The organism is Sphingopyxis sp. SCN 67-31 (genome assembly GCF_001725095.1).
Window position 1 is genome coordinate 12,536 of record NZ_MEFH01000069.1, and the last position, 21,606, is coordinate 34,141.

General features: G+C 68.5%; 23 protein-coding genes and 1 pseudogene. 17 read left to right on the forward strand and 7 right to left on the reverse strand.

The features are described 5' to 3' along the window. Positions 1-108 precede the first annotated feature (108 nt). The 4 genes from yidD to ABS88_RS14540 all read left to right on the forward strand — a co-directional run bounded on the left by yidD (position 109) and on the right by ABS88_RS14540 (position 3,551). Positions 109-321, forward strand: a complete 213-nt coding sequence (gene yidD / locus ABS88_RS14525; protein ID WP_054586362.1) for a membrane protein insertion efficiency factor YidD — start codon at positions 109-111, stop codon at positions 319-321. Between the two features lie 47 nt (positions 322-368). Next, complete coding sequence (gene yidC, locus ABS88_RS14530) at positions 369-2,117, forward strand: membrane protein insertase YidC (protein WP_076073560.1); 1,749 nt, start codon at positions 369-371, stop codon at positions 2,115-2,117. Further along, positions 2,114-2,755 (forward strand): ribosome biogenesis GTP-binding protein YihA/YsxC, encoded by a 642-nt coding sequence (yihA, locus tag ABS88_RS14535; protein ID WP_067110590.1) that lies wholly within the window; start codon positions 2,114-2,116, stop codon positions 2,753-2,755. Before yidC ends, yihA begins: the two co-directional genes overlap by 4 nt. 124 nt (positions 2,756-2,879) lie before the next feature. Then, positions 2,880-3,551, forward strand: a complete 672-nt coding sequence (locus ABS88_RS14540) for a glutathione S-transferase family protein (protein WP_067112534.1) — start codon at positions 2,880-2,882, stop codon at positions 3,549-3,551. A 24-nt stretch (positions 3,552-3,575) separates the two neighbouring features. Here the strand turns inward: ABS88_RS14540 and ABS88_RS14545 are convergent, their stop codons facing one another. Further along, positions 3,576-4,043: a cupin domain-containing protein gene (locus ABS88_RS14545; RefSeq protein WP_067112537.1), complete on the reverse strand. Its 468-nt coding sequence runs from the start codon at positions 4,041-4,043 to the stop codon at positions 3,576-3,578. 120 nt (positions 4,044-4,163) lie between these two features. Here ABS88_RS14545 and dapE point away from each other — a divergent pair, with 120 nt between their 5' ends. Beyond that, positions 4,164-5,297: a succinyl-diaminopimelate desuccinylase gene (dapE, locus tag ABS88_RS14550; protein ID WP_420894030.1), complete on the forward strand. Its 1,134-nt coding sequence runs from the start codon at positions 4,164-4,166 to the stop codon at positions 5,295-5,297. 2 nt (positions 5,298-5,299) lie between these two features. On the opposite strand, the gene ABS88_RS14555 is transcribed toward dapE, so the two are convergent. From ABS88_RS14555 to ABS88_RS14565, 3 genes are all read right to left on the reverse strand, one after another. After that, positions 5,300-5,875 carry a Smr/MutS family protein gene (locus ABS88_RS14555; protein WP_076073558.1) on the reverse strand — a complete coding sequence of 192 codons (576 nt, stop codon included), beginning with the start codon at positions 5,873-5,875 and terminating at the stop codon, positions 5,300-5,302. A gap of 5 nt (positions 5,876-5,880) precedes the next feature. Next, positions 5,881-7,182 carry a murein transglycosylase A gene (mltA, locus tag ABS88_RS14560; RefSeq protein WP_324787696.1) on the reverse strand — a complete coding sequence of 434 codons (1,302 nt, stop codon included), beginning with the start codon at positions 7,180-7,182 and terminating at the stop codon, positions 5,881-5,883. 119 nt (positions 7,183-7,301) lie between these two features. Then, positions 7,302-7,970, reverse strand: coding sequence for a Tim44/TimA family putative adaptor protein (locus ABS88_RS14565; protein WP_082797202.1), 669 nt, complete (start codon positions 7,968-7,970; stop codon positions 7,302-7,304). 245 nt (positions 7,971-8,215) lie between these two features. Between ABS88_RS14565 and secB the strand changes: the two genes are divergently transcribed. The 4 genes from secB to ABS88_RS14585 all read left to right on the forward strand — a co-directional run bounded on the left by secB (position 8,216) and on the right by ABS88_RS14585 (position 12,266). Next, positions 8,216-8,731 (forward strand): protein-export chaperone SecB, encoded by a 516-nt coding sequence (secB, locus tag ABS88_RS14570; RefSeq protein WP_067112542.1) that lies wholly within the window; start codon positions 8,216-8,218, stop codon positions 8,729-8,731. A 94-nt stretch (positions 8,732-8,825) separates the two neighbouring features. Further along, complete coding sequence (murJ, locus tag ABS88_RS14575; RefSeq protein WP_286750042.1) at positions 8,826-10,433, forward strand: murein biosynthesis integral membrane protein MurJ; 1,608 nt, start codon at positions 8,826-8,828, stop codon at positions 10,431-10,433. Between the two features lie 3 nt (positions 10,434-10,436). After that, positions 10,437-11,453, forward strand: coding sequence for a tryptophan--tRNA ligase (gene trpS, locus ABS88_RS14580; RefSeq protein ID WP_076073554.1), 1,017 nt, complete (start codon positions 10,437-10,439; stop codon positions 11,451-11,453). Positions 11,454-11,567: 114 nt separating this feature from the next. After that, positions 11,568-12,266, forward strand: a complete 699-nt coding sequence (locus tag ABS88_RS14585; protein WP_076073552.1) for a DUF4136 domain-containing protein — start codon at positions 11,568-11,570, stop codon at positions 12,264-12,266. A gap of 54 nt (positions 12,267-12,320) precedes the next feature. On the opposite strand, the gene dnaA is transcribed toward ABS88_RS14585, so the two are convergent. The 3 genes from dnaA to mutM all read right to left on the reverse strand — a co-directional run bounded on the left by dnaA (position 12,321) and on the right by mutM (position 15,446). Then, positions 12,321-13,682 (reverse strand): chromosomal replication initiator protein DnaA, encoded by a 1,362-nt coding sequence (dnaA, locus tag ABS88_RS14590; protein WP_083674952.1) that lies wholly within the window; start codon positions 13,680-13,682, stop codon positions 12,321-12,323. 500 nt (positions 13,683-14,182) lie between these two features. Further along, the gene (gene rpsT, locus ABS88_RS14595; RefSeq protein WP_067112560.1) at positions 14,183-14,446 is read right to left on the reverse strand and encodes a 30S ribosomal protein S20; all 264 of its coding nucleotides are present in this window, start codon (positions 14,444-14,446) and stop codon (positions 14,183-14,185) included. Positions 14,447-14,633: 187 nt separating this feature from the next. Then, positions 14,634-15,446, reverse strand: coding sequence for a bifunctional DNA-formamidopyrimidine glycosylase/DNA-(apurinic or apyrimidinic site) lyase (gene mutM / locus ABS88_RS14600; RefSeq protein ID WP_212597901.1), 813 nt, complete (start codon positions 15,444-15,446; stop codon positions 14,634-14,636). Between the two features lie 94 nt (positions 15,447-15,540). Here mutM and ABS88_RS14605 point away from each other — a divergent pair, with 94 nt between their 5' ends. The 8 genes and pseudogenes from ABS88_RS14605 (at position 15,541) to ABS88_RS14640 (ending at position 21,417) form a co-directional block, all read left to right on the forward strand. Then, positions 15,541-16,278, forward strand: a complete 738-nt coding sequence (locus ABS88_RS14605) for a class I SAM-dependent methyltransferase (RefSeq protein WP_076073546.1) — start codon at positions 15,541-15,543, stop codon at positions 16,276-16,278. 121 nt (positions 16,279-16,399) lie between these two features. Then, positions 16,400-17,944 (forward strand): 2-polyprenylphenol 6-hydroxylase, encoded by a 1,545-nt coding sequence (ubiB, locus tag ABS88_RS14610; protein ID WP_104960268.1) that lies wholly within the window; start codon positions 16,400-16,402, stop codon positions 17,942-17,944. Between the two features lie 44 nt (positions 17,945-17,988). After that, a complete protein-coding gene (locus tag ABS88_RS14615) occupies positions 17,989-18,234 on the forward strand; it encodes a type II toxin-antitoxin system CcdA family antitoxin (RefSeq protein WP_076077465.1) in 246 nt (81 codons plus the stop codon). Beyond that, positions 18,234-18,530 (forward strand): CcdB family protein, encoded by a 297-nt coding sequence (locus ABS88_RS14620; RefSeq protein ID WP_067112079.1) that lies wholly within the window; start codon positions 18,234-18,236, stop codon positions 18,528-18,530. Before ABS88_RS14615 ends, ABS88_RS14620 begins: the two co-directional genes overlap by 1 nt. Before the next feature lie 3 nt (positions 18,531-18,533). Continuing rightward, the gene (gene coaBC / locus ABS88_RS14625; RefSeq protein WP_076073542.1) at positions 18,534-19,802 is read left to right on the forward strand and encodes a bifunctional phosphopantothenoylcysteine decarboxylase/phosphopantothenate--cysteine ligase CoaBC; all 1,269 of its coding nucleotides are present in this window, start codon (positions 18,534-18,536) and stop codon (positions 19,800-19,802) included. Continuing rightward, positions 19,765-20,226, forward strand: a pseudogene (gene dut, locus ABS88_RS14630) (dUTP diphosphatase); the annotation flags it as partial. The gene coaBC and the pseudogene dut, both read left to right, overlap by 38 nt. Before the next feature lie 88 nt (positions 20,227-20,314). Beyond that, complete coding sequence (locus ABS88_RS14635; RefSeq protein WP_104960267.1) at positions 20,315-21,064, forward strand: HesA/MoeB/ThiF family protein; 750 nt, start codon at positions 20,315-20,317, stop codon at positions 21,062-21,064. After that, positions 21,052-21,417, forward strand: a complete 366-nt coding sequence (locus ABS88_RS14640) for a DsrE family protein (protein ID WP_067112067.1) — start codon at positions 21,052-21,054, stop codon at positions 21,415-21,417. Before ABS88_RS14635 ends, ABS88_RS14640 begins: the two co-directional genes overlap by 13 nt. The last annotated feature ends 189 nt before the right edge of the window (positions 21,418-21,606 follow it).

Consider the following 21,606-nt stretch of genomic DNA (forward strand, 5'->3'; position numbering starts at 1 on the left):
TTCCACGTTGCTGAGCGGGACCCCGGATCAAGTCCGGGGTGACGATGATTTCAGCTGCGCGAAAACCCGAATCGCGTGTGAAGTTGCGCAGTTTCCGGGGGGTTCCGCATGATCGCCCGGTTGCTGATCCTGATCGCGCGCGGCTGGCAGCTCGGCCCGTCGCGCATCCTGCCGCCGACATGCCGCTACGCGCCGTCGTGCAGCGAATATGCGATCGTCGCGCTGAAACGCCATGGTGCGATCAAGGGTGGCTGGCTGGCGACAAAGCGGCTATTGCGCTGCCACCCCTGGGGCGGACACGGTTACGACCCGGTGCCATGAAACAGGCATTTCCCGACATTTGTTGAGATGAAGAGAGACCGAAAAGCGTGGATGACAAGCGGAACCTGATCGCGGCGATTTTACTGTCGGTCGCCATCCTGCTGGGCTGGAACTTCGTCGCGGAGAAATTCTTCCCGACTCCCGCCAAACCCGACGTGACCACCACGGTCGCCGGGGCCGACGCGAACGGCGCGCCCGCCGCGACGCCGCAGGGTCAGCCGAGCGGCCTGCCCACGCCCCCGGCCCAGGTCGCGCCCGCCGCCAAGGCGACCGTCCCGGTCGAGGCGGCGCTCGCCGCGGACAACCGCGTGGCGATCGAGACCCCGGCGCTGTCGGGTTCGATCAACCTCGTCGGCGCGCGCATCGACGACATCACGCTGACCCGCTACCGCCAGACGATCGAGAAGAACGCGCCGCCGGTGCGCCTGTTCGCGCCGGCGAACACCAAGGCCGCCTATTTCGCGAGCGTCGGCTGGTCGGCGCAGGGGATCGAGGTTCCCGGCCCCGCAACCGTGTGGACCGCGTCGGGCGCGAAGCTGACCCCGACGACGCCGGTGACGCTGAGCTGGGCGAACCCGACCGGCCAGACCTTCCGCATCGAATACAGCATCGACGCCAATTATCTGATCACTGCGAAGCAGACGATCGCCAACACCGGCGCCGCGCCGGTGACGGTCAGCAGCTATGCGCTGATCGACCGCCTCGGCAAGCCGACCGACCCGCACGAACAGGACAGCTGGACGATCCACGTCGGCCCGACCGGCTATTTGGGCGGCAAGTCGGTGTTCGACGTCGACTACAAGGACCTCGATAAGGACGGCGCGGTCAAGTATGATTCGGCGGCGTGGCTCGGCTTCACCGACAAATATTGGCTCGCCGCGATCATCCCGGCAAAGGGCGAGCGCGTCACCGCGTCGATGAGCGCCCCCGCGCCCGACAATTACCAGACCCTGTTCGCACGCGATTTCCGCCAGATCGCCCCCGGCACACAGGTCTCGACGACCAGCCGCATCTTCGCGGGCGCGAAGGAGGTGCGGACGCTGTCGGCCTATCAGGACGACCAGGGCATCACCCGCCTGTCGAACGCGATCGACTGGGGCTGGTTCGAATTCTTCGCGGTGCCGATCTTCAAGCTGCTCGACTGGCTGTTCCGCCAGATCGGCAATTTCGGCGTCGCGATCATGGTGCTGACCCTGATCATCCGCGGCGCGATGTTCCCGATCGCGCAGCGCCAGTTCCACTCGATGGCACAGATGCGCCTCGTCCAGCCGAAGATGAAGACGCTGCAGGAGCGGTTCAAGGACGACAAGCCGAAGATGCAGCAGGAGCTGATGAAGCTCTACAAGGACGAAAAGATCAATCCGCTCGCCGGCTGCCTGCCGATCGTCATCCAGATCCCGATCTTCTACGCGCTCTACAAGGTGCTGATGCTGACGATCGAGATGCGGCACCAGCCCTTCGCGCTGTGGATCAAGGATCTGTCGGCACCCGACCCGCTGCATTTCCTGAACCTGTTCGGCCTGCTGCCCTTCACCCCGCCGTCGCTGCTGGCGCTCGGGCCGCTCGCGCTGATGCTGGGCATCACCATGTTCCTGCAGTTCCGCCTGAACCCGCAGGCGACCGACCCGGTGCAGCAACAGGTGTTCAAGATCATGCCGTGGCTGTTCATGTTCATCATGGCGCCCTTCGCGGCGGGGCTGCTGCTCTACTGGATCACCAACAACGTGCTGTCGATCGCGCAGCAGCAGTGGATGTATCGCAAGTTCCCGCAGCTCAGGACCGCGGTGGCGAAGTGACGGATGGTGCCGACGACAGGAGCGAACGCGCGCGCAAGCTGTTCGCGGGCCCAATCGCCTTCCTGAAATCGGCGCCCGCGCTCCAGCATCTGCCGGCGCCGGGCGTGCCCGAGATCGCCTTTGCGGGCCGCTCGAACGTCGGCAAGTCGTCGCTGCTCAACGCGCTGACGGGACGGAACGGCCTTGCGCGCACCTCGGTGACGCCGGGGCGGACGCAGGAACTCAACTATTTCGACGTCGGCAGCCCGCTGGTCTTCCGCCTCGTCGACATGCCCGGCTACGGCTTCGCCAAGGCGCCGAAGGACGTGGTCAAAAAGTGGCGATTCCTGGTCAACGACTATCTGCGCGGGCGCGCGGTGCTCAAGCGCACGCTGGTGCTGATCGACAGCCGCCACGGCATCAAGGACGTCGACCGCGAGGTGCTGGCGATGCTCGACGTCGCGGCGGTCAGCTATCGCCTCGTCCTCACCAAGGCCGACAAGGTGAAGGCGAGCGACCTCGCCGCCGTCCACGCCGCGACCGAGGCCGAGGCGCGCAAACACCCCGCCGCGCATCCGGAGGTGATCGTGACGAGCAGCGAAAAGGGCATGGGAATCGCCGACCTGCGCACCGCGGTGCTGGAGGCGGTGGAGTCATAAATTCCCCCCGCCCGCTTGCGGGAGGGGTCGGGGGTGGGCATGAAGGCTGCAACCGCCGCCGCTCGCCTGCGGCTAGCCCCATCCCTAACCCCTCCCGCAAGCGGGAGGGGAATGAGAGTGACGCATGAAACTGGTCATCGGCAACAAAGCCTATTCGAGCTGGAGCCTGCGCGGCTGGCTGGCGGTGCGGCAGAGCGGCCTCGCCTTCGAGGAGGTCAACGTCCCGCTCTATGACGAGGATTGGTCGAACCGACGCGAGGGCGACGAGTTCGCGCCGTCGGGCGGCAAGGTGCCGATCCTGTGGGACGGCGCGGACATCGTCGTCTGGGACAGTCTGGCGATCATCGACTATCTCAATGAAAAGACCGGCGGCACGCGCGGCTATTGGCCCGAGGATTGGGCGGCGCGCGCGATGGCGCGGTCGATGGCGGCCGAAATGCACTCGGGCTTCGCGGCGCTGCGCCGCCATCACAGCATGAACATCCGCCGCATCTACCCTTCCGCCGACCTGCTGCCCGAGGTGCAGGCCGACGTCGTGCGCATCATGCAGATCTGGGCCGAGGCCCGCGCGCGCTTCGGCGGCGAGGGCGATTATCTGTTCGGCGAATGGTCGGCGGCCGACATGATGTTCGCGCCGGTGGTGACGCGCCTCATCACCTATTCGATCCCGCTGCCGCGCTTCGCCGTTCCCTATTGCCAGGCAGTGGTCAGCCACCCGCACATGCAGGAATGGATCGGCGGCGCGCAGGCCGAGGATTGGGTGATCGAACAGTTCGAGGGGCCGGCGGAAGGCTGACGCCCGTCGCGATCCTCCGGCGAATCAGGGGATGCGCTTCGTCGGATAGGGCGTCCCGTCCTTGTGGAAATAGCCGTCGGGCGTGAACAGCATGTCGATGTCCGAATAGCCGCCGCCGGTGTCGCACCGCTTGCCGCCGCCGAGCGCGACGAACACGCAGTCGGCGTCCGATTCGTTGATCAGGTGGTGGCCGTTGGTGCTGCCCTTGGGCCACACGGCGATATCGCCCGGCCGCATCGGCCAGCGGCCGTCATCCTCGACGAGCACCGCCTCGCCGGCGATCATCACCAGCATCTCGTCCTCGCCGTCGTGCCAGTGGCGCTGCGACGACCAGGCGCCGGGTTTCAGCACGACGTGGCTCGCGGCGAAATCGGTGAGCCCCGTAGGCGGCGCGAGGCGGCGATACCAGCGGCCCTGAACCGGCGCATCGTAGGGCGTGGGATAGCCGGTCGCGTTGGTCTGCGGGATCGCGTCGAGGTCGAGCTTGGGCATGGCGGTCCTCCTGCCCCCTTCTTGCCGCCCGCGCCGCGCGAAGTCGAGATGCTCCCCGGCAAGGTGCCCCCGACGATTGGTGTCTCGACTTCGCTCCGCCCGAACGGTTAAAAGCCGGCGATGATGACCATCGACCCCGTCGACCTCGCCAAGGCGCTGATCGCCGCGCCCAGCGTGACCCCCGCCACCGGCGCCGTGTTCGACGTGCTCGAAGCGGCGCTCATGCCGCTCGGCTTCACGGTCGAGCGCTTCATCGACGGGATCGAGCCCGACGGGCCGGTCGAGAATCTGCTCGCCGTCCGCAAGAGCGCGGGGCCGCGGCATTTCGGCTTTGCCGGGCATCTCGACGTCGTGCCGCCCGGCGTCGGCTGGACCGGCGACGCCTTCGACCCGCAGGTCCGCGGCGACCTGCTCTACGGCCGCGGCGCGGTCGACATGAAGGGAGCGATCGCCGCCTTCGTCGCCGCGGCGGCGACCACCCCGCCCGAAGCGGGCACGATCAGCCTGATCGTCACCGGCGACGAGGAAGGCCCGGCGGTCTTCGGTACCCGCGCGCTGATCGAGCATATAGACGCGCGCGCGCTGAAACCCGACCTGATCGTCGTCGGCGAGCCGACCTCGATGCAGCGGCTCGGCGACATGGTGAAGATCGGGCGGCGCGGCTCGGTCAACATCTGGATCGACGTGCCGGGGACGCAGGGGCACGTCGCCTATCCGCACCTCGCCGACAATCCGATCCCGAAGCTGGTGCGCATCCTCGCCGCCATCGACACGGTGACGCTCGACGAGGGCACGCGCTGGTTCCAGCGCTCGAACATCGAATTCACCGATATCGAGGTCGGCAACGGCGCGACCAACGTCATTCCCGCCTCGGCGCGGGCGAGGCTGTCGATCCGCTTCAACGACCAGCAGCGCGGCGCCGAACTGATCCAGATGGTCGAGCGCATCGCGCAGGATGTCGAACCGAATGCCAAGGTCGTCGGCAAGATCTCGGGCGAGGCCTTCCTGACCCCGCCGGGCGCGCTGTCGGCGCTGGTTTCCGACGCGATCCACGCCGAAACGGGCCTGACGCCCGAACTGTCGACCACCGGCGGCACCTCCGACGCGCGCTTTCTCCACACGCTCTGCCCGGTGGTCGAATTCGGCCTTATCAACGCGACGATGCACAAGCTCGACGAAGCGGTCGCTGTCGCGGACCTGCACACGCTCGCCGCCATCTATCGCGGGATATTGACGCGCGCGTTCGGCGCCTGACTCTATCCCTCGCGCCCCCGGCGCAGGATCACATAGACCGCGCCCGCCCCGCCGTGGCTGACATGCGCGGCGCGCAGCGCGACGATCCGGTCGGCGTGCGGGGAGGCGGCGAGCCAGTCGGCGAGCGAGGCGCGGATCGCGCCGCGCGGGCGCGGTCCGCCATGCATCTGCGGCAGGCGGTCGGCGCCCGGCCGCATCCGCCCCGCAACGACGAGCAGCACCCGCGCACCGCGCTGCAAGGCGTGGCCGATCGCCGTGTCGAGCAGCGCCTGCGCCGAGGCGAGGCTATGGCCGTGGAGGTCGATGCTGCTGTCGGGGCGGACCTGCCCCTTGCGCAGCCGCCGGTCCCAATGGCTGTCGAGCGTCGCCGCGGCGTGGGTGCGGCGCGACGGCGGCAGCGGAGACGGCGAGGGAGTCCGCGCGGCCGGCGGCGCGATGTTCCGCGGCGCGGGCTTCGGTGGCCGGACGGTGGGCGGGGCCTTGGGTTCGAGCGAAGGGACCGGCTTGCGGAGCGGCTCGACCGTCGCGGCGACCTTTTTCCAGAGCGCGCTTTCCTCCGGGGCGAGCCGCCGCGGCATCGCGGTCAGCGCCGCGCGGTCAGCCGCGCCACGGCGGCGCGCGGCAGCAGGATCAGCGCCGACCCGCGCGCCGCCATGCCGCCCGCGATCGCGCGCGCCTGATCGCCCGCGCCCCAGAAGCTGTCGAATCGGTTGGCGCCCTTGATCGCGCCGCCGGTGTCCTGCGCGATCCACAGCCCATTGGGCTCGGCCCGATCGAGCGACAGGATGACGGGGGCGCCGAGCGGCACATATTTGGGATCGGCGGCGACGCTGCTGCGCCCCGTCACCGGCACGCCGAGCGCGCCCAGCGGGCCGGGGCCGGTCAGTTCGCGAAAGAAGACCCAGCTCGGATTCTCGTTCATCACCGCGGCGCCGCGCACCGGATCGGCGCGTAGATAATCGAGGATGCCCTGCATCGAAGCCTGCCCCGGCTGAAGCTCGCCGCGATCGAGCAGCAGCTTGCCGATGCCGACATAGTCGCGCCCGTTCTGGCTGTCGTAACCGATGCGCATGATCGACCCGTCGGGCAGACGCAGCCGCCCCGATCCCTGCACCTGCAGGAAGAAGAATTCGGCGGCGTCGGCCGCCCAGGCGATTTCGAGCCCGCGTCCGTCCAGCGCGCCGCGCTCGATCGCCGTGCGGTCGTGATAGGGAACGAAGGCGTTGCCGTCGACGCGGCCGCGGATCTTCCTTCCCTGCAGCGCGTCGGAAAAGAGGCCGAGATCGACGTCGACCAGATCGGGCGGGCGGCGATAGATCGGCACGTCATAGCCCGGACGCCGGTCGCGCGATGCCGCGATCTCGGGCTCGAAATAGCCGGTGACGAAGGCGGTGCCCGCGCCGACCTGCACGGTGCCGAAATAGCGGCTGAAGAAATTGCCGGCGTCGCGGTCGGGCCAGCCCGCGGCGGCCTGGCAGCTTTCGGTCCATTCGCCATTCTGCGTGAGGCCGCTCGCGTCGGCACGGCGCTGCACCGAGGGGCAGCTCAGGCGGAAGGCCTTGAGCGCGGCGGTCGCCTGGTCGTGCGCGATGCCCAGTTCGGTATATTCGGGGCCCAGCACGACGCCCGCCTCGGCGGCGGTTGTCGCGGTCGCCGGCACCGCCGGCGCGGCGAGCGGCGCACGCGGCGTCGCGGGGATCGGCTTCGCGGCGGCGCCGGGGGGCGTCGACGGGCGCGGCTGATAGGGGCGCGTCGGCCCGCTCGGCGCGGGCGGCGGCTGTTGCGCTGTCGGCGGAGCGGATGGCGGCGCGGTGCCGGGGCGTGCGCCGCCGGCCTCGGGGATCACCGACGCGCAGGCCGACAGCAGCGGCAGCGCGGCGAACAACGCATAGCGGCCGATAGGCGATACCCTCGGTCGATGGCTTTTCCCACGCTTCGCACGCACGGCGGTCCGGACGGCAGCCGCCCCGTCGCCTGCCCCCCGCCCGCCACGCGGCATGCGGATCAGGCCGCCTCGGCTTCGTCGAGCAGCCAGTTGGGATCGCTGGCACCGATCGCGCGGCGGAAGGTCCACAGATCGTTCGTCTGCGCCGCGTCGCTCATCGATCCGGCGATCATCCGCCCGTCGGCGTCGCGCGTGATGGCGCTGATGTCGGCCTGATAGCGCACCGTGATGCGCGCCTCGCTGCGGTTCATCTCGACCGCGGTGATCTTCGCCGAATCGATGCCGATCAGGCGGTTCTCCAGCGTTTCGCCGCGCGCCGCGCGCGCATCGATCGCCGCGACGAAGGCCTCGTAGCTGTCATCGTCGCACAGGTCGCGCAGCGTGTCGCGGTCGCCCGCCCAATAGGCCTCGAGGATCATGCGATACGCCGCCTCGGCGCCCTCCATGAAGCGCCCGGCGTCGAAATTCCGATCGGCGGCGAGCAGCGCGCGCAGCCCCGCTTCGGCCGCGGGTTCGTAGACGAGGCCCGAGGTCGCCGGCGCGCCCGGCTGCGGTGCGGACTGCGCGTCGCTTTCGTCGAGGCGCACGGGTGCACGCGCCGTGCGCTCGTCGCGGCGCGGCAGCACCGGCTCCTGTTCATGCCCCGTGCGCTTGCCGAGGACCGAATAGAGCCGCATGCCCAGAAAGGCGGCGATCATGGCGAGCAGGACGATCGAAAAAGCGGTCACAGGCAGATATCCGATGCGGACGGTGAGGAAAGTCTCGATTCCAACATAGGCGATACGCCGCCATGTTTCAAATCTCCATGGCCGCAGCCGCGCGGCAGGTCAACGATTCGCCCGCCGCAAAAGCCGGTCCGGCGCCCATTGTGCTCGCCGCCCGCCGCTGCTAAGCGCCCGGCAACCGTCCGCCGCCTGCCCCCCGGGACAGGGGACCGGACCCTTCCCGACCAGAGAATGAAGGCATTTTGGACATGGCCGACGAGACCAGCAGCGACTTCACCCCCGAAACCCTGCCCAACGGCGAGGACAACAGCCCGGCGATCGGTCTGATCTCGCAATATGTGAAGGATCTGTCGTTCGAGAATCCGAACGCGCCTGCGGTCTATCAGTGGCAGGCCGCGCCGCAGATCGACGTCCAGTTCAACATCGGCGCCGACGGCGTCGGCGAGAATCTGTTCGAAGTGACGCTGAAGATCGACGTCACCTCGAAGGCCGACGAGGGAACCGCCTTCGTCATCGAGCTCAAATATGCCGGCCTGTTCGGGGTGCGCAACGTCCCCGAGGACCAGCTCCAGCCCTTCTTCCTCGCCGAAGCGCCGCGCATCCTCTTCCCCTTCGCGCGCCGCGTGGTCGCCGATGCGGTGCGCGACGGCGGTTTCCCGCCGCTGCTGCTCGAACCGATCGATTTCCACGGCCTGTTCCTGCAACAGGCCCAGGCGCAGGCCGAGGGCCAGGGCGACATCCCCACGCCGGTCGGTCAGGCCTGACCCGACCAACGGGGCGCGGCGGGGTGCGACCCTCGACCTTGCGCGACGCGGTCAATCGCCTCGACCTCTTCCCTGACGGGAAGGGGGTTTCAGGATGAGCAGCCTCGTCCGCAGCGTCGGGACGATCGGCGGGCTGACGCTGGTCAGCCGCATCTTCGGCTTCGTGCGCGACATGCTGCTCGCGCGCGTGCTCGGCGCCGGGCTCGCGGCCGACGCCTATCAGCTCGCCTTCACCCTGCCCAACACCTTCCGCCGCCTGTTCGCCGAGGGCGCCTTCTCGGTCGCCTTCGTGCCGATGTACAGCCGCGCGCTGCACGGCAGCGAGAGCGAGGGCGGCGGAGAGGGTGCGGCGGCGCGCTTCGCCGACGACGTGCTCGCGGTGTTCCTGTGGGTGCTGCTGGTCTTTTCGGCGGTCGCGATGATCGCGATGCCGGCCATCGTCTGGATTCTCGCGCGCGACTATCAGGACGTGCCCGGAAAATTCGAGCTCGCGGTGCTGCTGAGCCGCATCACCTTCCCCTATCTCGGTTTCATCAGCCTCGTCGCGATGCTGTCGGGGGTGCTCAACGCGCGCGCGCGCTTTGCGCCGGGGGCCTTCGCGCCGGTGCTGCTCAACATCGTGCTGATCGCCGGGATCATTATCGGCTGGAAACTGCGCGGCGACAGCGGCGACGACCGCATCGTGGCGCTCGCTCTCGCCATATCGGTCAGCGTCGCGGGGCTCGCGCAATTCGCCTATCTGTGGTGGGCGGTGCGGCGCGCCGGCTTGCGCCTGCACCTGCGGCTGCCGAAGCTGACGCCCGAGGTGCGGCGGCTCGGCATGCTGATCCTGCCCGCGACCTTCGGCGCCGGCATCTATCAGATCAGCCAGTTCGTCGACACATTCTTCGCCACCTCGCTCCCGCAGGGTTCGCTCACGCTGCTCAAGCTCGCCGACCGGCTCAACCAGATGCCGCTCGGCATCGTCGGCATCGCGCTCGGCACCGCGATCCTGCCGATGCTCGCGCGCCACATCCATGCGGGCGACGCGGCAGAGGCGCAGCGCCTGCAAAGCAACGCCTTCGAGATGGCGACGCTGCTCACCCTGCCCGCCGCCGCCGCGCTCGCCATCTGCGCGCCGGCCTTCACCGCCGCCTTCTTCGTCGGCGGCAAGTTCACCGATGCCGACGGGGCGATCATGGCGAACATCGTCGTCGCGCTCGTCGCCGGCCTGCCCGCCTATGTCATCGTCAAGATATTGAACCCCGGCTTCTTCGCGCGCGAGGATACGCGGACGCCGGTATGGACCGCACTCGCCTCGCTGATCGTCAACATCGCGATCAACCTCTATGTCGTGCGCCGTTTCGGCATCGTCGGGCTGGCGGGTGCGACCGCGGCCTCGGCCAGCCTCAACTGCCTGCTCCTCTACATCGTCCTCCACCGGCGCGGCTGGTTCCATTTCACCGCGCGGCTTGCAAGCCGGATCGCGCGCCAGATCGTCGCGGTCGCGGCGATGGCGGCGCTGCTGTGGTGGATGATGCCGCGCCTCGCGCCTTATTATGCGGGCAGCGCGTTCGAGCGCGTCTGGTCGCTGAGCGCGCTCGTCGTCGCCGGCGGAGCGGTCTTCTTCGCCGCCGCTTTCCTGGTCGGCGCGCTTGACAAGGAGCTGCTCGCCATGTTGACGCGGCGCCGCCGCACTGGAGCGGCGACCACGAAGGAATAGGACATGCGGATCGTTTCGGGCATCCAGCCCACCGGAAATTTGCACCTCGGCAACTATCTGGGCGCGATCCGCAACTGGGTGCGGATGCAGGACGACGCGGCGGCACAGGGGGGCGACTGCCTCTTCTTCCTCGCCGACCTCCACGCGATCTCGATGCCGCACGTACCCGCCGAACTCACCGCGAACACGCGCGCGATGACTGCGGCGCTCGTCGCCTGCGGGATCGACCCCGACCGCTCGACCCTGTTCAACCAGGCGCGCGTTCCCGCGCATGCCGAACTCCAATGGCTGCTCAACGGGACCGCGCGGCTCGGCTGGCTCAACCGGATGACGCAGTTCAAGGACAAGTCGGGCAAGAATCGCGAAAGCGCCTCGGCGGCGCTCTACACCTATCCGGTGCTCCAGGCGGCCGACGTGCTGCTCTATCAGGCGACGCACGTCCCGGTCGGCGAGGACCAGAAGCAGCATCTCGAACTGGCGCGCGATATCGCGCAGAAGTTCAACAATGATTATGCCAGCGAGGAGGCGCCGGTCTTCACCCTGCCCGAACCGATCATCCCCGCCGATGCCGCGCGGATCATGAGCCTGCGCGACGGCAGCGCGAAGATGTCGAAATCCGACCCTTCGGACATGAGCCGGATCAACCTGACCGACGATGCCGACGCGATGATGCAGAAGGTGAAGAAGGCGAAGACCGATCCCGAGCCGCTGCCGTCCGAGGCGGCGGGGCTGGAAGGGCGGGCGGAGGCCCGCAACCTCGTCGGCATCTATGCGACGCTGGCCGACGTCGGCGTCGACGCCGTGCTGCGCGATTTCGGCGGCCAGGGCTTCGGCGCCTTCAAGCCCGCGCTTGGCGAACTGCTGGTCGAAAAGCTCGCGCCGATCAACGCGCGCTTCGTCGCGCTCAGGGACGATGTCGCGGCGCTCGACGCGATTCTCGAGCGCGGCGCGGCAAAGGCGCGCGCCCTTGCAAAGCCGACGCTCGACGCCACATATCATGTGTTGGGGCTTTGCCGGTAAATTCCGGGGATTTGTCGGAACGAAATCGCAGCGAGCCGGGTTCAACCAAGGTTAAGTCGCATCGGCATAGTCATGGGGTAAAGCGTGGAGTCATCCGCGCACCGAATACGGAGCATGACAATGAGCAAGACGAATCTCCGGCGGCTGGGTCTCGCTGCCATGACAGGGGCGGCGCTGGCGCTCGCCGGCTGCGCGACCCCGTTTCGCGCCGACGTCGCGCGCTTCCAGACGCAGCTTCCGGCGCCGCAGGGGCAGAGCTTCGCCATCGAGGCGGCCAATCCGGCGCTGCAGGGCGGCATCGAGTTCAGCCAGTACGCCGGCCTCGTTGCCGGCGAACTGACCCGCTACGGCTATCGCCCCGCCGCACCGGGCGAGAAGGCGGACCTCGTCGTCCGCATGGACTATGGCATCGACAAGGGCCGCGAACGCGTCGTGTCGAGCCCCGGTTTCGGCGATCCCTGGTATGGCGGCTACGGGTTCAACCGCGGCTTCTATCGCCCGATGGTGATCCGCGGCCCCAACGGCCGGCGCTATGTCCACGGCTGGTACGACCCTTGGTATTGGGGCGGTTTCGGGCCCGGCTGGGGCTATAACGACGTTCAGAGCTATACCGTCTACACCAGCGGCCTCGACCTGCAGATCGACCGCGCGGCCGACGGCCATCGCCTGTTCGAAGGTCACGCGCAGGCGCAATCGCGCAGCAACGATCTTCAGCAGCTGGTACCGAATCTCGTCGAGGCGATGTTCACCGGCTTCCCCGGCAATTCGGGCGAGCGGGTCCGCATCACGGTGGCCCCGCCCGAAAAGCGGTAAGCGCACGCGACCCCCGTCATTCTCCGGCGCGCGCCGCGCCGGAAAGGGAAAAGCCTAATTGTTGAGGCTGCGCCGGATCGCCGCGATCTCGGCGTCGAGTTCGCTGTCGGTGACGCGCAGCGCCTCGACCGTGCGCACCGCGTGGATCACCGTGGAGTGGTCGCGCCCGCCGAAGCGGCGCCCGATCTCGGGATAGGAGCGCGGCGTCAGTTCCTTCGCCAGATACATGGCGACCTGGCGCGGACGCGCGATCGCCCGCACCCGGCGCTTAGACGCCATCTCCGCCTTGTCGAGCCGGTAGTGCGCGCAGACCGCGCGCTGGATTTCGTCGATCGTGATTCGCGGCCGGGCGCTGCGCACATTCTCCGCCAGCCGGTCCTCGGCAAGCGCGAGATCGACATCGACGCCGGTCAGCGCGGCATAGGCGAGCAGCTTGTTGAGCGCGCCCTCGAGCTCGCGGATGTTGCGCGTGAAATGGCGGACCAGATAGGCGACGACGTCGTCGGGCACCGCGACCATCGGCATCGCGGCGAGCCGCTGGCGGATGATCCGCTCGCGCAGGTCGTCCTCGGGCGCCTCGATGTCGGCGACCAGCCCGCCCGACAGGCGCGACAGCAGGCGCGCCTCGACCCCGTCGAGCATCGCCGGCGGGCGGTCGGCGGTGACGACGAGCCGCTTGCCCGAGCACATCAGGTCGTCGATCGTGTGCAGCAGTTCTTCCTGCGTCGAATTCTTGCCGATCACGAACTGCAGATCGTCGAGCAGCAGCAGGTCGGCGGCGCGCAGCCGCGCCTTGAACGCCATCATGTCGCCGCCGCGCATCGCGCCGACGAATTCGAGCATGAACTTTTCCGCCGACATCAGGATGATGTTCGCGGTCGGCCGGATCGCCGCATAGGCCCGTGCGATCGCGTGCAGCAGGTGCGTCTTGCCCTGCCCGGTGCCCGAGCAGAGATAGAGCGGATTGAACTGCGGCGCCTCGGCCATCGCCATGCGCCGCGCGGCGTTGGCGGCGAGGATATTGCTGCGCGCCACCACGAAGCGGTCGAAGCACAGCCGCGCGTCGAACGGCGACGGCGCGGTCTGCGCGTCCGGGACCGGCGCCGCGTCGAAGGCGGGAAGCGGGGCGGTCGCCAGCGTCGCGGCGCGATCGCTCGCCGCCGCGCCGCCGCGCACGGTGACGCTGCGCACCGCCGGCAGATACTGGCGCCATGCCAGCAGCAGCCGCTCGCCGAAGCGGTCGTTGATCCAGTTGGCCGAAAAGCGGCTCGCGGTTTCGAGCGTGACGACCGCCGACAGGGTGCAGTAATCGGCGAAGCGCACGGGCTTCAGCCAATGGTCGAAGGTGCGGGCGCCCAGATCGCGGCGCAACCCTTCGGCAACGCGCGGCCAGAGCGCCGCGGCATCGCCGCTCATCGCTCCAAGGTCCGCATTGCCGTCATGCCGATCGCCACTCCCTGTCACGCCGTCCCGCCCCCTTTGAGTTCCGGTCGCCCCCGTCCGCCGCCGCGCCTGTCCGTCCCGACCCGGCGTTTCCAGCCGGGCGCATGCATCCGACCCCGGGCGCGCGGCCCGAAGGGGAATCGAATCATGTCGAGTGACGGCCGTCGGCGATGGCCAGCGACGCCCTTGTCTAGTCAGGCTCGGGCGAGTCGATCAAGGGCGCGGCCTGTAAAAATACTGAAATAAAAACCTTGACTCACCGGACCCCTCGGAAAATCGTCAAATGCCTGTTTTTTTCATATTTTTCAGTATCATAGACAGTCGCCAACGGGGCGTCGGCAACGAATCGCGGCAAATCCGCGACTTACCGCGATGCAACAGCATAGTCATCGACGCGTCATGATCGCGGGCACAAAAAAGAGCCCGCCGGAGGATATCCGGCGGGCCCTCTTGTCCCCTTTCGGGACATCGGATCAGGCGATCGCGTTCACGCTCTTGGTCAGGCGCGAATATTTGCGCGCGACCGTGTTCTTGTGCAGCACGCCCTTGGCGACGCCGCGCGCCATTTCGGGCTGCGCCACCTTGAGCGCAGCCTGAGCCGCGTCCTTGTCGCCCGCAGCGACGGCGGCTTCGACCTTCTTCACCAGCGTGCGGATGCGCGAAACGCGGTTCTTGTTGACGCTGGCGCGCGCCTGGTTCCGGCGGATGCGCTTCTTTGCCTGCGGCGTATTGGCCATAAATTCCTCAAACTTCCAATCGGTTCAACGGTCGGAGCACAGCCGAAAGCGGAGCAGCCGAATCGCGCGGGTGCGGCGAATCAATGTCCGGATGCGGCCGGTTCCGGAAGACCGGACCCTGCTCGAAGGGTGCGCCCATAGCCATGAAGGGCGCCCCGGTCAATGCTCTTCGCGGGAAAAGACCGCATCAGCGCTGGCATTTCGGGCAATGAAAGGTCGACCGGCCGCTCTGCACGATGCGCGCGATCGTGCCGCCGCATTCGCATCGCTCGCCCTCGCGCCCATAGACGCGCCAGTCCTTCGCGAAATAACCGAGATCGCCTTCGGGGCTCAGGAAATCGCGCAGCGTCGAGCCGCCCGCCGCGATGGCGGCGAGGAGCACCGCCTTGATCGCGGGCACGAGCGCGGCGAGCTTCGCCTTGGGTACGTCGGCCGCGGCGCGCGTCGGCGCGATCCGCGCCATGTTGAGCGCCTCGCAGACATAGATGTTGCCGAGCCCGGCGACGACCGTCTGGTCGAGCAGCATCGCCTTGATCGGCGCCCGGCGCCCCGCGAGCGCCTTGGCGAGATAAGCGGCGTCAAACGCGTCGGACAGCGGTTCCGGGCCCAGCGTGACGAAGGCCGGAAAGCGCGTCAGCGGGTCGCCCGCCACCAGGTCGACCGAACCGAACCGGCGCGGATCGTGAAGGAACAACCGCTGCCCCGCACCGGTTTCGAGGAGCAGATGGTCGTGCTTGCCCGCCTCGCCGCCCTCGGTGCGCCAGCGTCCGGACATGCCGAGATGGAAGATCATGTGGTCGTCGCGATCGGTCGACACGATGCCGTATTTGGCGCGCCGCGACAGCCCCGTCACCGTCGCGCCGGTCAGCCGCTGCGCGAGGTCGGCCGGGAAGGGGCGGCGCAGGTCGGGACGAAAGGTCGTCACCGTCGACAGCCGCTGCCCTTCGAGGAAGGGCGCCAGACCGCGGACGGTGGTTTCGACTTCGGGAAGTTCGGGCATTTCCTCCGCGCGGTAACTGGCATTTGCGCGGGCGGCAAGGCCCGGCTAAAGGCCGGTCAGACTTCTCTCCCCCATCCCGCAAAGGCGCGACTCCATGGCTACGCCCGACACCGTCAGCTTCGGTTACGAACAGGTTCCAGCGGGCCGGAAGACCGCAATGGTCGGCGAGGTGTTCAGCCGCGTCGCGCGCAAATACGACATCATGAACGACGCGATGTCAGGCGGTCTCCACCGGTTGTGGAAGGACCGCTTCGTGCGCCGCGTCAAGCCGCGCGCCGGCGAGGCGATCCTCGACATGGCGGGGGGTACCGGCGACATCGCCTTTCGCATGGAGCCGTCGGGCGCCAGCATCACCGTCGCCGACATCAATCCCGATATGCTGGCCGTCGGCATGGAGCGCGCGGCGGCGCGCGGCATCGACAGCCTCGTATGGAGCGAGCAGAACGCCGAAAGCCTGTCCTTTCCCGACCGCTTCTTCGACGCCTATACGATCGCCTTCGGCATCCGCAACGTCACCGACATTCCCGCCGCGCTCGCCGAGGCGCACCGCGTGCTGCGCTATGGCGGGCGCTTCTTCTGCCTCGAATTCTCGACCAACGAATGGCCGGGCTTCGCGCAGGCCTATGACGCCTATTCGCACCATCTGGTGCCGCGGCTCGGCAAGCTGATCGCCGACGACGAAGACAGCTATCGCTATCTGATCGAATCGATTCGCCGCTTTCCGCCGATGCCCGCCTTCGCGCAGATGATTCGCGATGCGGGCTTTACCGCGGTGAAGGTCGAACCGATCCTCGGCGGCCTCGTCGCGATCCACAGCGGGTGGAAGGCGTGAGAAGCGGGCCAACTTTCTCCCCTCCCGCTTGCGGGAGGGGTCGAGGGAGGGCCTGTTTCACAGCGCGCGACCTCGACATCCCCTCCCCTGACCCCTCCCGCAAGCGGGAGGGGAACAGATAATGACCCGCCCCGTCACCCATATCCTGCGCCTGCTCAAATGGGGGCGCATCCTGGCGCGCCACGGCGCGCTGCGCGGAATCGAGAGTGCGCCGACGACGCCGGCCGGCGTCAAACGTCTTTGCCGCATCGCACGGCTCGGCACGATCCAGCCGAAGGTGCCCGACTATGCCGCCGCCTTCCAGGCGATCGGCCCCGCCGCGGTCAAGCTGGGGCAGACGCTCGCGACACGCCCCGACCTCGTCGGCGAAGAGGCGGCGCGCAACCTGCTGACGCTTCAGGACGCGCTGGCGCCGGTCGGCTTCGACGCGATCCGCCGCGAGATCGAGACGGCGTTCGAGGCGCCGCTGGACAGCCTTTATTCCGAATTCGATCCCGATCCGGTCGGATCGGCCTCGATCGCGCAGGTGCACCGGGCGGTGACCATCGACGGCCGCCAGGTCGCGGTCAAGGTCCGCCGCCCCGGCATCGACAAGCAGTTCGCGCGCGATATCGAAACCTATGAATGGGCGGCCGCGCATCTCGAGGCATTCGGGGGCGAAGCGGCGCGGCTGCGCCCGCGACAGGTGATCGCCAATTTCCGCCGCTGGACGCTGCGCGAACTCGACCTGCGGCGCGAGGCGGCGTCGGCGTCCGAACTCGCCGACGCGATGGCGGCGGTGCCGACCTATCAGGTGCCGGCGATCGACTGGGACCGCACGGCGACGCGCGTGATGACGCTCGACTGGATCGACGGCATCAAGATTTCGCACCGCGACGCCCTGATCGCCGCCGGGCACGATATGGAGGCGCTGGCCGCGAATCTCGTCCACGCCTTCCTGCGCCAGGCGATCGCCGAGGGTTTCTTCCACGCCGACATGCACCAGGGCAATTTGTTCGTGAAGGCGGACGGGACGATCGCCGCGGTCGATTTCGGCATCATGGGGCGGATCAACCGCCAGGCGCGCTACTGGCTCGCCGAAATCCTCTATGGGCTGACCACGGGCAATTACCGCCGCGTCGCCGAAATCCATTTCGAGGCGCAATATGTGCCCGCCTATCACAGCGTCGAGGAGTTCGCGACGGCCCTGCGCGCGGTGGGCGAGCCGATGCGCGGCAAGCCGGTGAGCGAGCTGTCGGTCGGGCAGATGCTCGACGGGCTGTTCGCGATCACGCGCGATTTCGACATGCAGACGCAGCCGCACCTGCTGTTGCTCCAAAAGACGATGGTGATGGTCGAGGGCGTCGCGACGATGCTCGATCCCAAAATCAACATGTGGGACGTCTCCGGCCCCTTCGTGAAGGAATGGATCCGCGACGAGCTGGGGCCGGAGGCGGCGCTGGCCGACGGCATCCGCGAACAGGGCCGGACGCTGGCGCTGATCCCCGACATCATCCGCCGTCTCGACGACCAGCTTCCGCGCAAGGGCGCCGCCCCGCCCGCCCCGCCGCTGCCCGACATTCCGCTGATGTGGGAACGGAACGGCAAGCGCGTCGGCTGGCGCTACGCGCTGACCGCGCTGGCGGGCGCGGCGGTGGGCGCGGGCGCGCTGCACTGGCTGGGTTGAAGCAGGTCCGATATGCGCATATCTTATGCGCAAAGGAGATGGCGATGAATCGGCCCGCGCGCTTCGAAGGCCCCAAGAAAGCCACCAACGTGTCGCTGAGCGCCGAGCTGGTCGAAGAGGCCAGGCGGCTGGGAATCAATGTCAGCGAAGCGTGCCAGACCGGACTCGCCGCCGAGGTGAAGAAGGCGCGCGAAGCCGCGTGGAAGGAAGAGAATCGCGCCGCAATCGAAAGCTGGAACGACTATATCCGCGAAAATGGCATGCCGTATGACCAATATCGGCAGTTTTGATGGCACGCTACGATGTCTATCCGGGGTCGCGAGGATTGGGTTTCCTGCTCGATTGCCAAAGCGATCTGCTCGATGATCTGGTCACGCGTGTCGTCGTTCCGCTTATGCCTGTCGCTGGATTCGACCCGGTGCCGCGTCTCAACCCCGTCTTTGCCATAAACGGCGCACGACTGGTCATGGCGACCCAGTTGATCTTCGCCATACCGCGCGAGCGGCTTCAGCGGCCGGTGGCCAATCTGGAGAGCGAGCATTTTACCATCGTCGGCGCACTCGACGTACTTCTGACGGGATATTGAACGATGGCCGCGAAGCGCATCCTGCTGATCGTCGGCGGCGGCATCGCCGCTTACAAGAGCATCGAACTCGTGCGCCTGCTGCGGAAGGCGGGGCATGGCGTGCGCTGTGTCCTCACCCGCGCCGGCGAGCAGTTCGTGACCCCGCTGACGCTCGCCGCGCTCAGCGAGGACAAGGTCTATACCAGCCTCTTCGACCTGAAGGACGAGGTCGAGATGGGGCATATCCAGCTCAGTCGGCAGGCCGACCTGGTCGTCGTCGCGCCGGCGACCGCCGATCTGCTGGCCAGGATGGCGACGGGCGTCGCCGACGATCTGGCGACGACGCTGCTGCTCGCCACCGACAAGCCGGTGCTTGCCGCGCCCGCGATGAACGTGCGCATGTGGCTGCACCCCGCGACGCAGCGCAACGTCGCAACGCTGCGCCGCGACGGGGTGACGATCCTCGATCCCGACGAGGGCGAGATGGCGTGCGGCGAATATGGGCCGGGCCGGCTTCCCGAGCCAGCCGCGATCATGGAAGCCATCGACGCGGCGCTTCTTTCCTCGCCCGCCGGCGGGACAGGAGGCATCGACGGCCAGCCCGACTTCGCCCCCGCGAACCACCGTCCGCTGTTCGGCCGCCGTATCCTGATCACCGCGGGACCGACGCACGAGCCGATCGACCCGGTGCGCTACATCGCCAACCGGTCGAGCGGCAAGCAGGGGTTCGCGATCGCCGCCGCCGCCGCCGAGGCGGGGGCCGAGGTGCTGCTGATCGCGGGGCCGGTGCCGCTGCCCACCCCGCCGGGCGTGATTCGCATCGATGTCGAGACCGCGCGCGAGATGGCGGCCGAGGTCGAGGCGGGCCTGCCCGCCGACGCCGCGATCATGGTCGCGGCGGTCGCCGACTGGCGCGCCGCCGATACTTCGGCGCAAAAGATCAAGAAGGACGGCAGCGGCCGCGTTCCGCCGCTCGCACTGGCCGAGAATCCCGACATCCTCGCCAGCCTCGCGACGAGCCCGCGGCGCCCCCCGCTGCTGGTCGGCTTCGCGGCGGAGACCAACGACGTGATCGCTCACGCCGAGGCCAAGCTCGCCCGCAAGGGCTGCGACTGGATCGTCGCCAACGACGTCGCCGCCGACCCGATGGGCGGCGAGACGAACCGCGTTCACATCGTCGGCAAGAACGGCGTGGACAGTTGGGAGAGATTGCCCAAGGAGGCGGTCGCCCGCAAATTGATGGAAAAGATCGCCGATGAGCTCGACACCCGCATTCCCCTTCCCCACGATTGAGATCGCCATCCAGCGCCTGCCCAACGGCGGCGGCCTGCCGCTGCCCGCTTATGCCAGCGCGGGCGCGGCGGGGATGGACGTCGTCGCCGCCGAGACGCTGACGCTGCGTCCGAGCACGCGCCACGCCGTCGCGACCGGCTTCGCGATGGCGATTCCCGCGGGATACGAGGTGCAGGTGCGCCCGCGTTCGGGGCTCGCGCTCAAGCACGGCATCACCTGCCTCAACACGCCGGGAACGATCGACAGCGATTATCGCGGTGAGGTGAAGGTGATCCTCGCCAACCTGTCCGACGAGCCGTTCGAGGTGAAGCGCGGCGACCGCATCGCTCAACTTGTCCCGGCCCCCGTCCAGCGCGCGGCCTTTGCCGAGGTCGAGTCGCTCGACGAGACCGCGCGCGGCGCGGGCGGCTTCGGGTCGACCGGCATCGCGGGCGCCGCGGGCGACGAGCCGAAGCCGCGCGACGTCGGGTCGCTGTCCGCGATGAAGATGCGGCGTCCGGGCGACTGATCTCTTGCTGTCCGACGCCGAACTCGACCGCTACGCGCGCCAGATCATCGTGCCGCAGTTCGGCGGCGCGGGCCAGGCGAAGCTGAAGGATGCGCATGTCGCGCTGATCGGCGCGGGCGGGATCGGCTGCCCCGCCGCCGCCTATCTGGCCGCGGCGGGCGTGGGCCGGCTGACCATCATCGACCATGACCATGTCGAACTGTCGAACCTCCACCGCCAGCCGCTGTTCACCGACGCCGACATCGGCGCCCCCAAGGCCGAGTGCGCCGCCCGGGCCGCGCGGCGGATCAACCCGCATGTCGAGGCGGTGCCGGCGGTCGAGCGGCTCGGCGCGGACAATGCGGAGACGCTGCTGGCGGGCGCGAGCCTGATCCTCGACGGCTGCGACAATTTCGCCACCCGGCTCGCGGTCAACCGCACCGCGGTCACGCGGCATATCCCCTTGCTCAGCGCCGCGATCGGGGCGTTCGACGGGCAGGTCGCGCTCTATGAGGGATGGCGCGCCGACAGCCCCTGCTACGCCTGCCTGGTCGGCGACGACCCTGACCGCCCCGGCATCAACTGCGCCGAGCAGGGCGTGATGGGCGCGCTGCCGGGCATGATCGGGACGATGGCGGCGCTCGAGGCGGTGCGCGCGCTGACCGGCTGGGGACGGCCGCTGACCGGCCGACTGGCGATCGTCGACATGCTCGACCGGCGCTGGCGCGAGGTCGCGGTCGCCAAGGACCCGGATTGCCCGACATGCCGGGGCTGAGCATCATCGTGGCGGCCGACGACGCGCGGCGCCTTTATGCCGCGCTCGAAACGGCGATGGCGTCGGCGGCGCTCGGGCGGCCTGCACGCCTGTTCCTGCAGGGCGATGCGGCGGCCCTGCTGCGCGCGCCCGTGCATTTCGCCGGCGACGCGCCGCGCCGTGCCGCGGGCCAGCCGACGCTCGCGCAGATGGTCGAGGAAGCGGCCGCGATGGACGTCGCGCTGATCGTCTGCCAGTCGGGGCTGGCGCTGACCGGCACCGCCGCGGGCGAACTGGTGTCGCAAGCACAGGCGGGCGGACTCGTCAGCTTCCTCGCCGGGCTGGGGCCGGAGGATTCGCTGGTCGTTTACTGACGCACTTCGTCATTACCACCCCGGACCCGATCGGCACATATGTCCTTCAGGCAAGCAAGGCGCTGTTCCCCGACGAAAGCCGGGGCCCAGATGGCACAGCACTGCCCCACGTGGACCCCGGCTTTCGCCGGGGAAAGGTTATTTGTCGAAAAGGAATAATTGCCGACCCGATGCGCCGTCGGGCGATGA

Excerpts from the sequence above, each read along its gene's own strand:
- ABS88_RS14620 (WP_067112079.1), top strand. The coding sequence starts at position 18,234 with ATGGCACGCTACGATGTCTATCCGGGGTCGCGAGGATTGGGTTTCCTG.
- dnaA (WP_083674952.1), bottom strand. The coding sequence starts at position 13,682 with ATGAGCGGCGATGCCGCGGCGCTCTGGCCGCGCGTTGCCGAAGGGTTG.
- mutM (WP_212597901.1), bottom strand. The coding sequence starts at position 15,446 with ATGCCCGAACTTCCCGAAGTCGAAACCACCGTCCGCGGTCTGGCGCCC.
- trpS (WP_076073554.1), top strand. The coding sequence starts at position 10,437 with ATGCGGATCGTTTCGGGCATCCAGCCCACCGGAAATTTGCACCTCGGC.
- ABS88_RS14555 (WP_076073558.1), bottom strand. The coding sequence starts at position 5,875 with ATGCCGCGGCGGCTCGCCCCGGAGGAAAGCGCGCTCTGGAAAAAGGTC.
- ABS88_RS14540 (WP_067112534.1), top strand. The coding sequence starts at position 2,880 with ATGAAACTGGTCATCGGCAACAAAGCCTATTCGAGCTGGAGCCTGCGC.
- ABS88_RS14545 (WP_067112537.1), bottom strand. The coding sequence starts at position 4,043 with ATGCCCAAGCTCGACCTCGACGCGATCCCGCAGACCAACGCGACCGGC.
- ABS88_RS14585 (WP_076073552.1), top strand. The coding sequence starts at position 11,568 with ATGACAATGAGCAAGACGAATCTCCGGCGGCTGGGTCTCGCTGCCATG.
- yidD (WP_054586362.1), top strand. The coding sequence starts at position 109 with ATGATCGCCCGGTTGCTGATCCTGATCGCGCGCGGCTGGCAGCTCGGC.
- dapE (WP_420894030.1), top strand. The coding sequence starts at position 4,164 with ATGATGACCATCGACCCCGTCGACCTCGCCAAGGCGCTGATCGCCGCG.
- coaBC (WP_076073542.1), top strand. The coding sequence starts at position 18,534 with ATGGCCGCGAAGCGCATCCTGCTGATCGTCGGCGGCGGCATCGCCGCT.
- ubiB (WP_104960268.1), top strand. The coding sequence starts at position 16,400 with ATGACCCGCCCCGTCACCCATATCCTGCGCCTGCTCAAATGGGGGCGC.
- ABS88_RS14605 (WP_076073546.1), top strand. The coding sequence starts at position 15,541 with ATGGCTACGCCCGACACCGTCAGCTTCGGTTACGAACAGGTTCCAGCG.
- murJ (WP_286750042.1), top strand. The coding sequence starts at position 8,826 with ATGAGCAGCCTCGTCCGCAGCGTCGGGACGATCGGCGGGCTGACGCTG.
- secB (WP_067112542.1), top strand. The coding sequence starts at position 8,216 with ATGGCCGACGAGACCAGCAGCGACTTCACCCCCGAAACCCTGCCCAAC.
- ABS88_RS14615 (WP_076077465.1), top strand. The coding sequence starts at position 17,989 with ATGAATCGGCCCGCGCGCTTCGAAGGCCCCAAGAAAGCCACCAACGTG.
- ABS88_RS14640 (WP_067112067.1), top strand. The coding sequence starts at position 21,052 with ATGCCGGGGCTGAGCATCATCGTGGCGGCCGACGACGCGCGGCGCCTT.
- rpsT (WP_067112560.1), bottom strand. The coding sequence starts at position 14,446 with ATGGCCAATACGCCGCAGGCAAAGAAGCGCATCCGCCGGAACCAGGCG.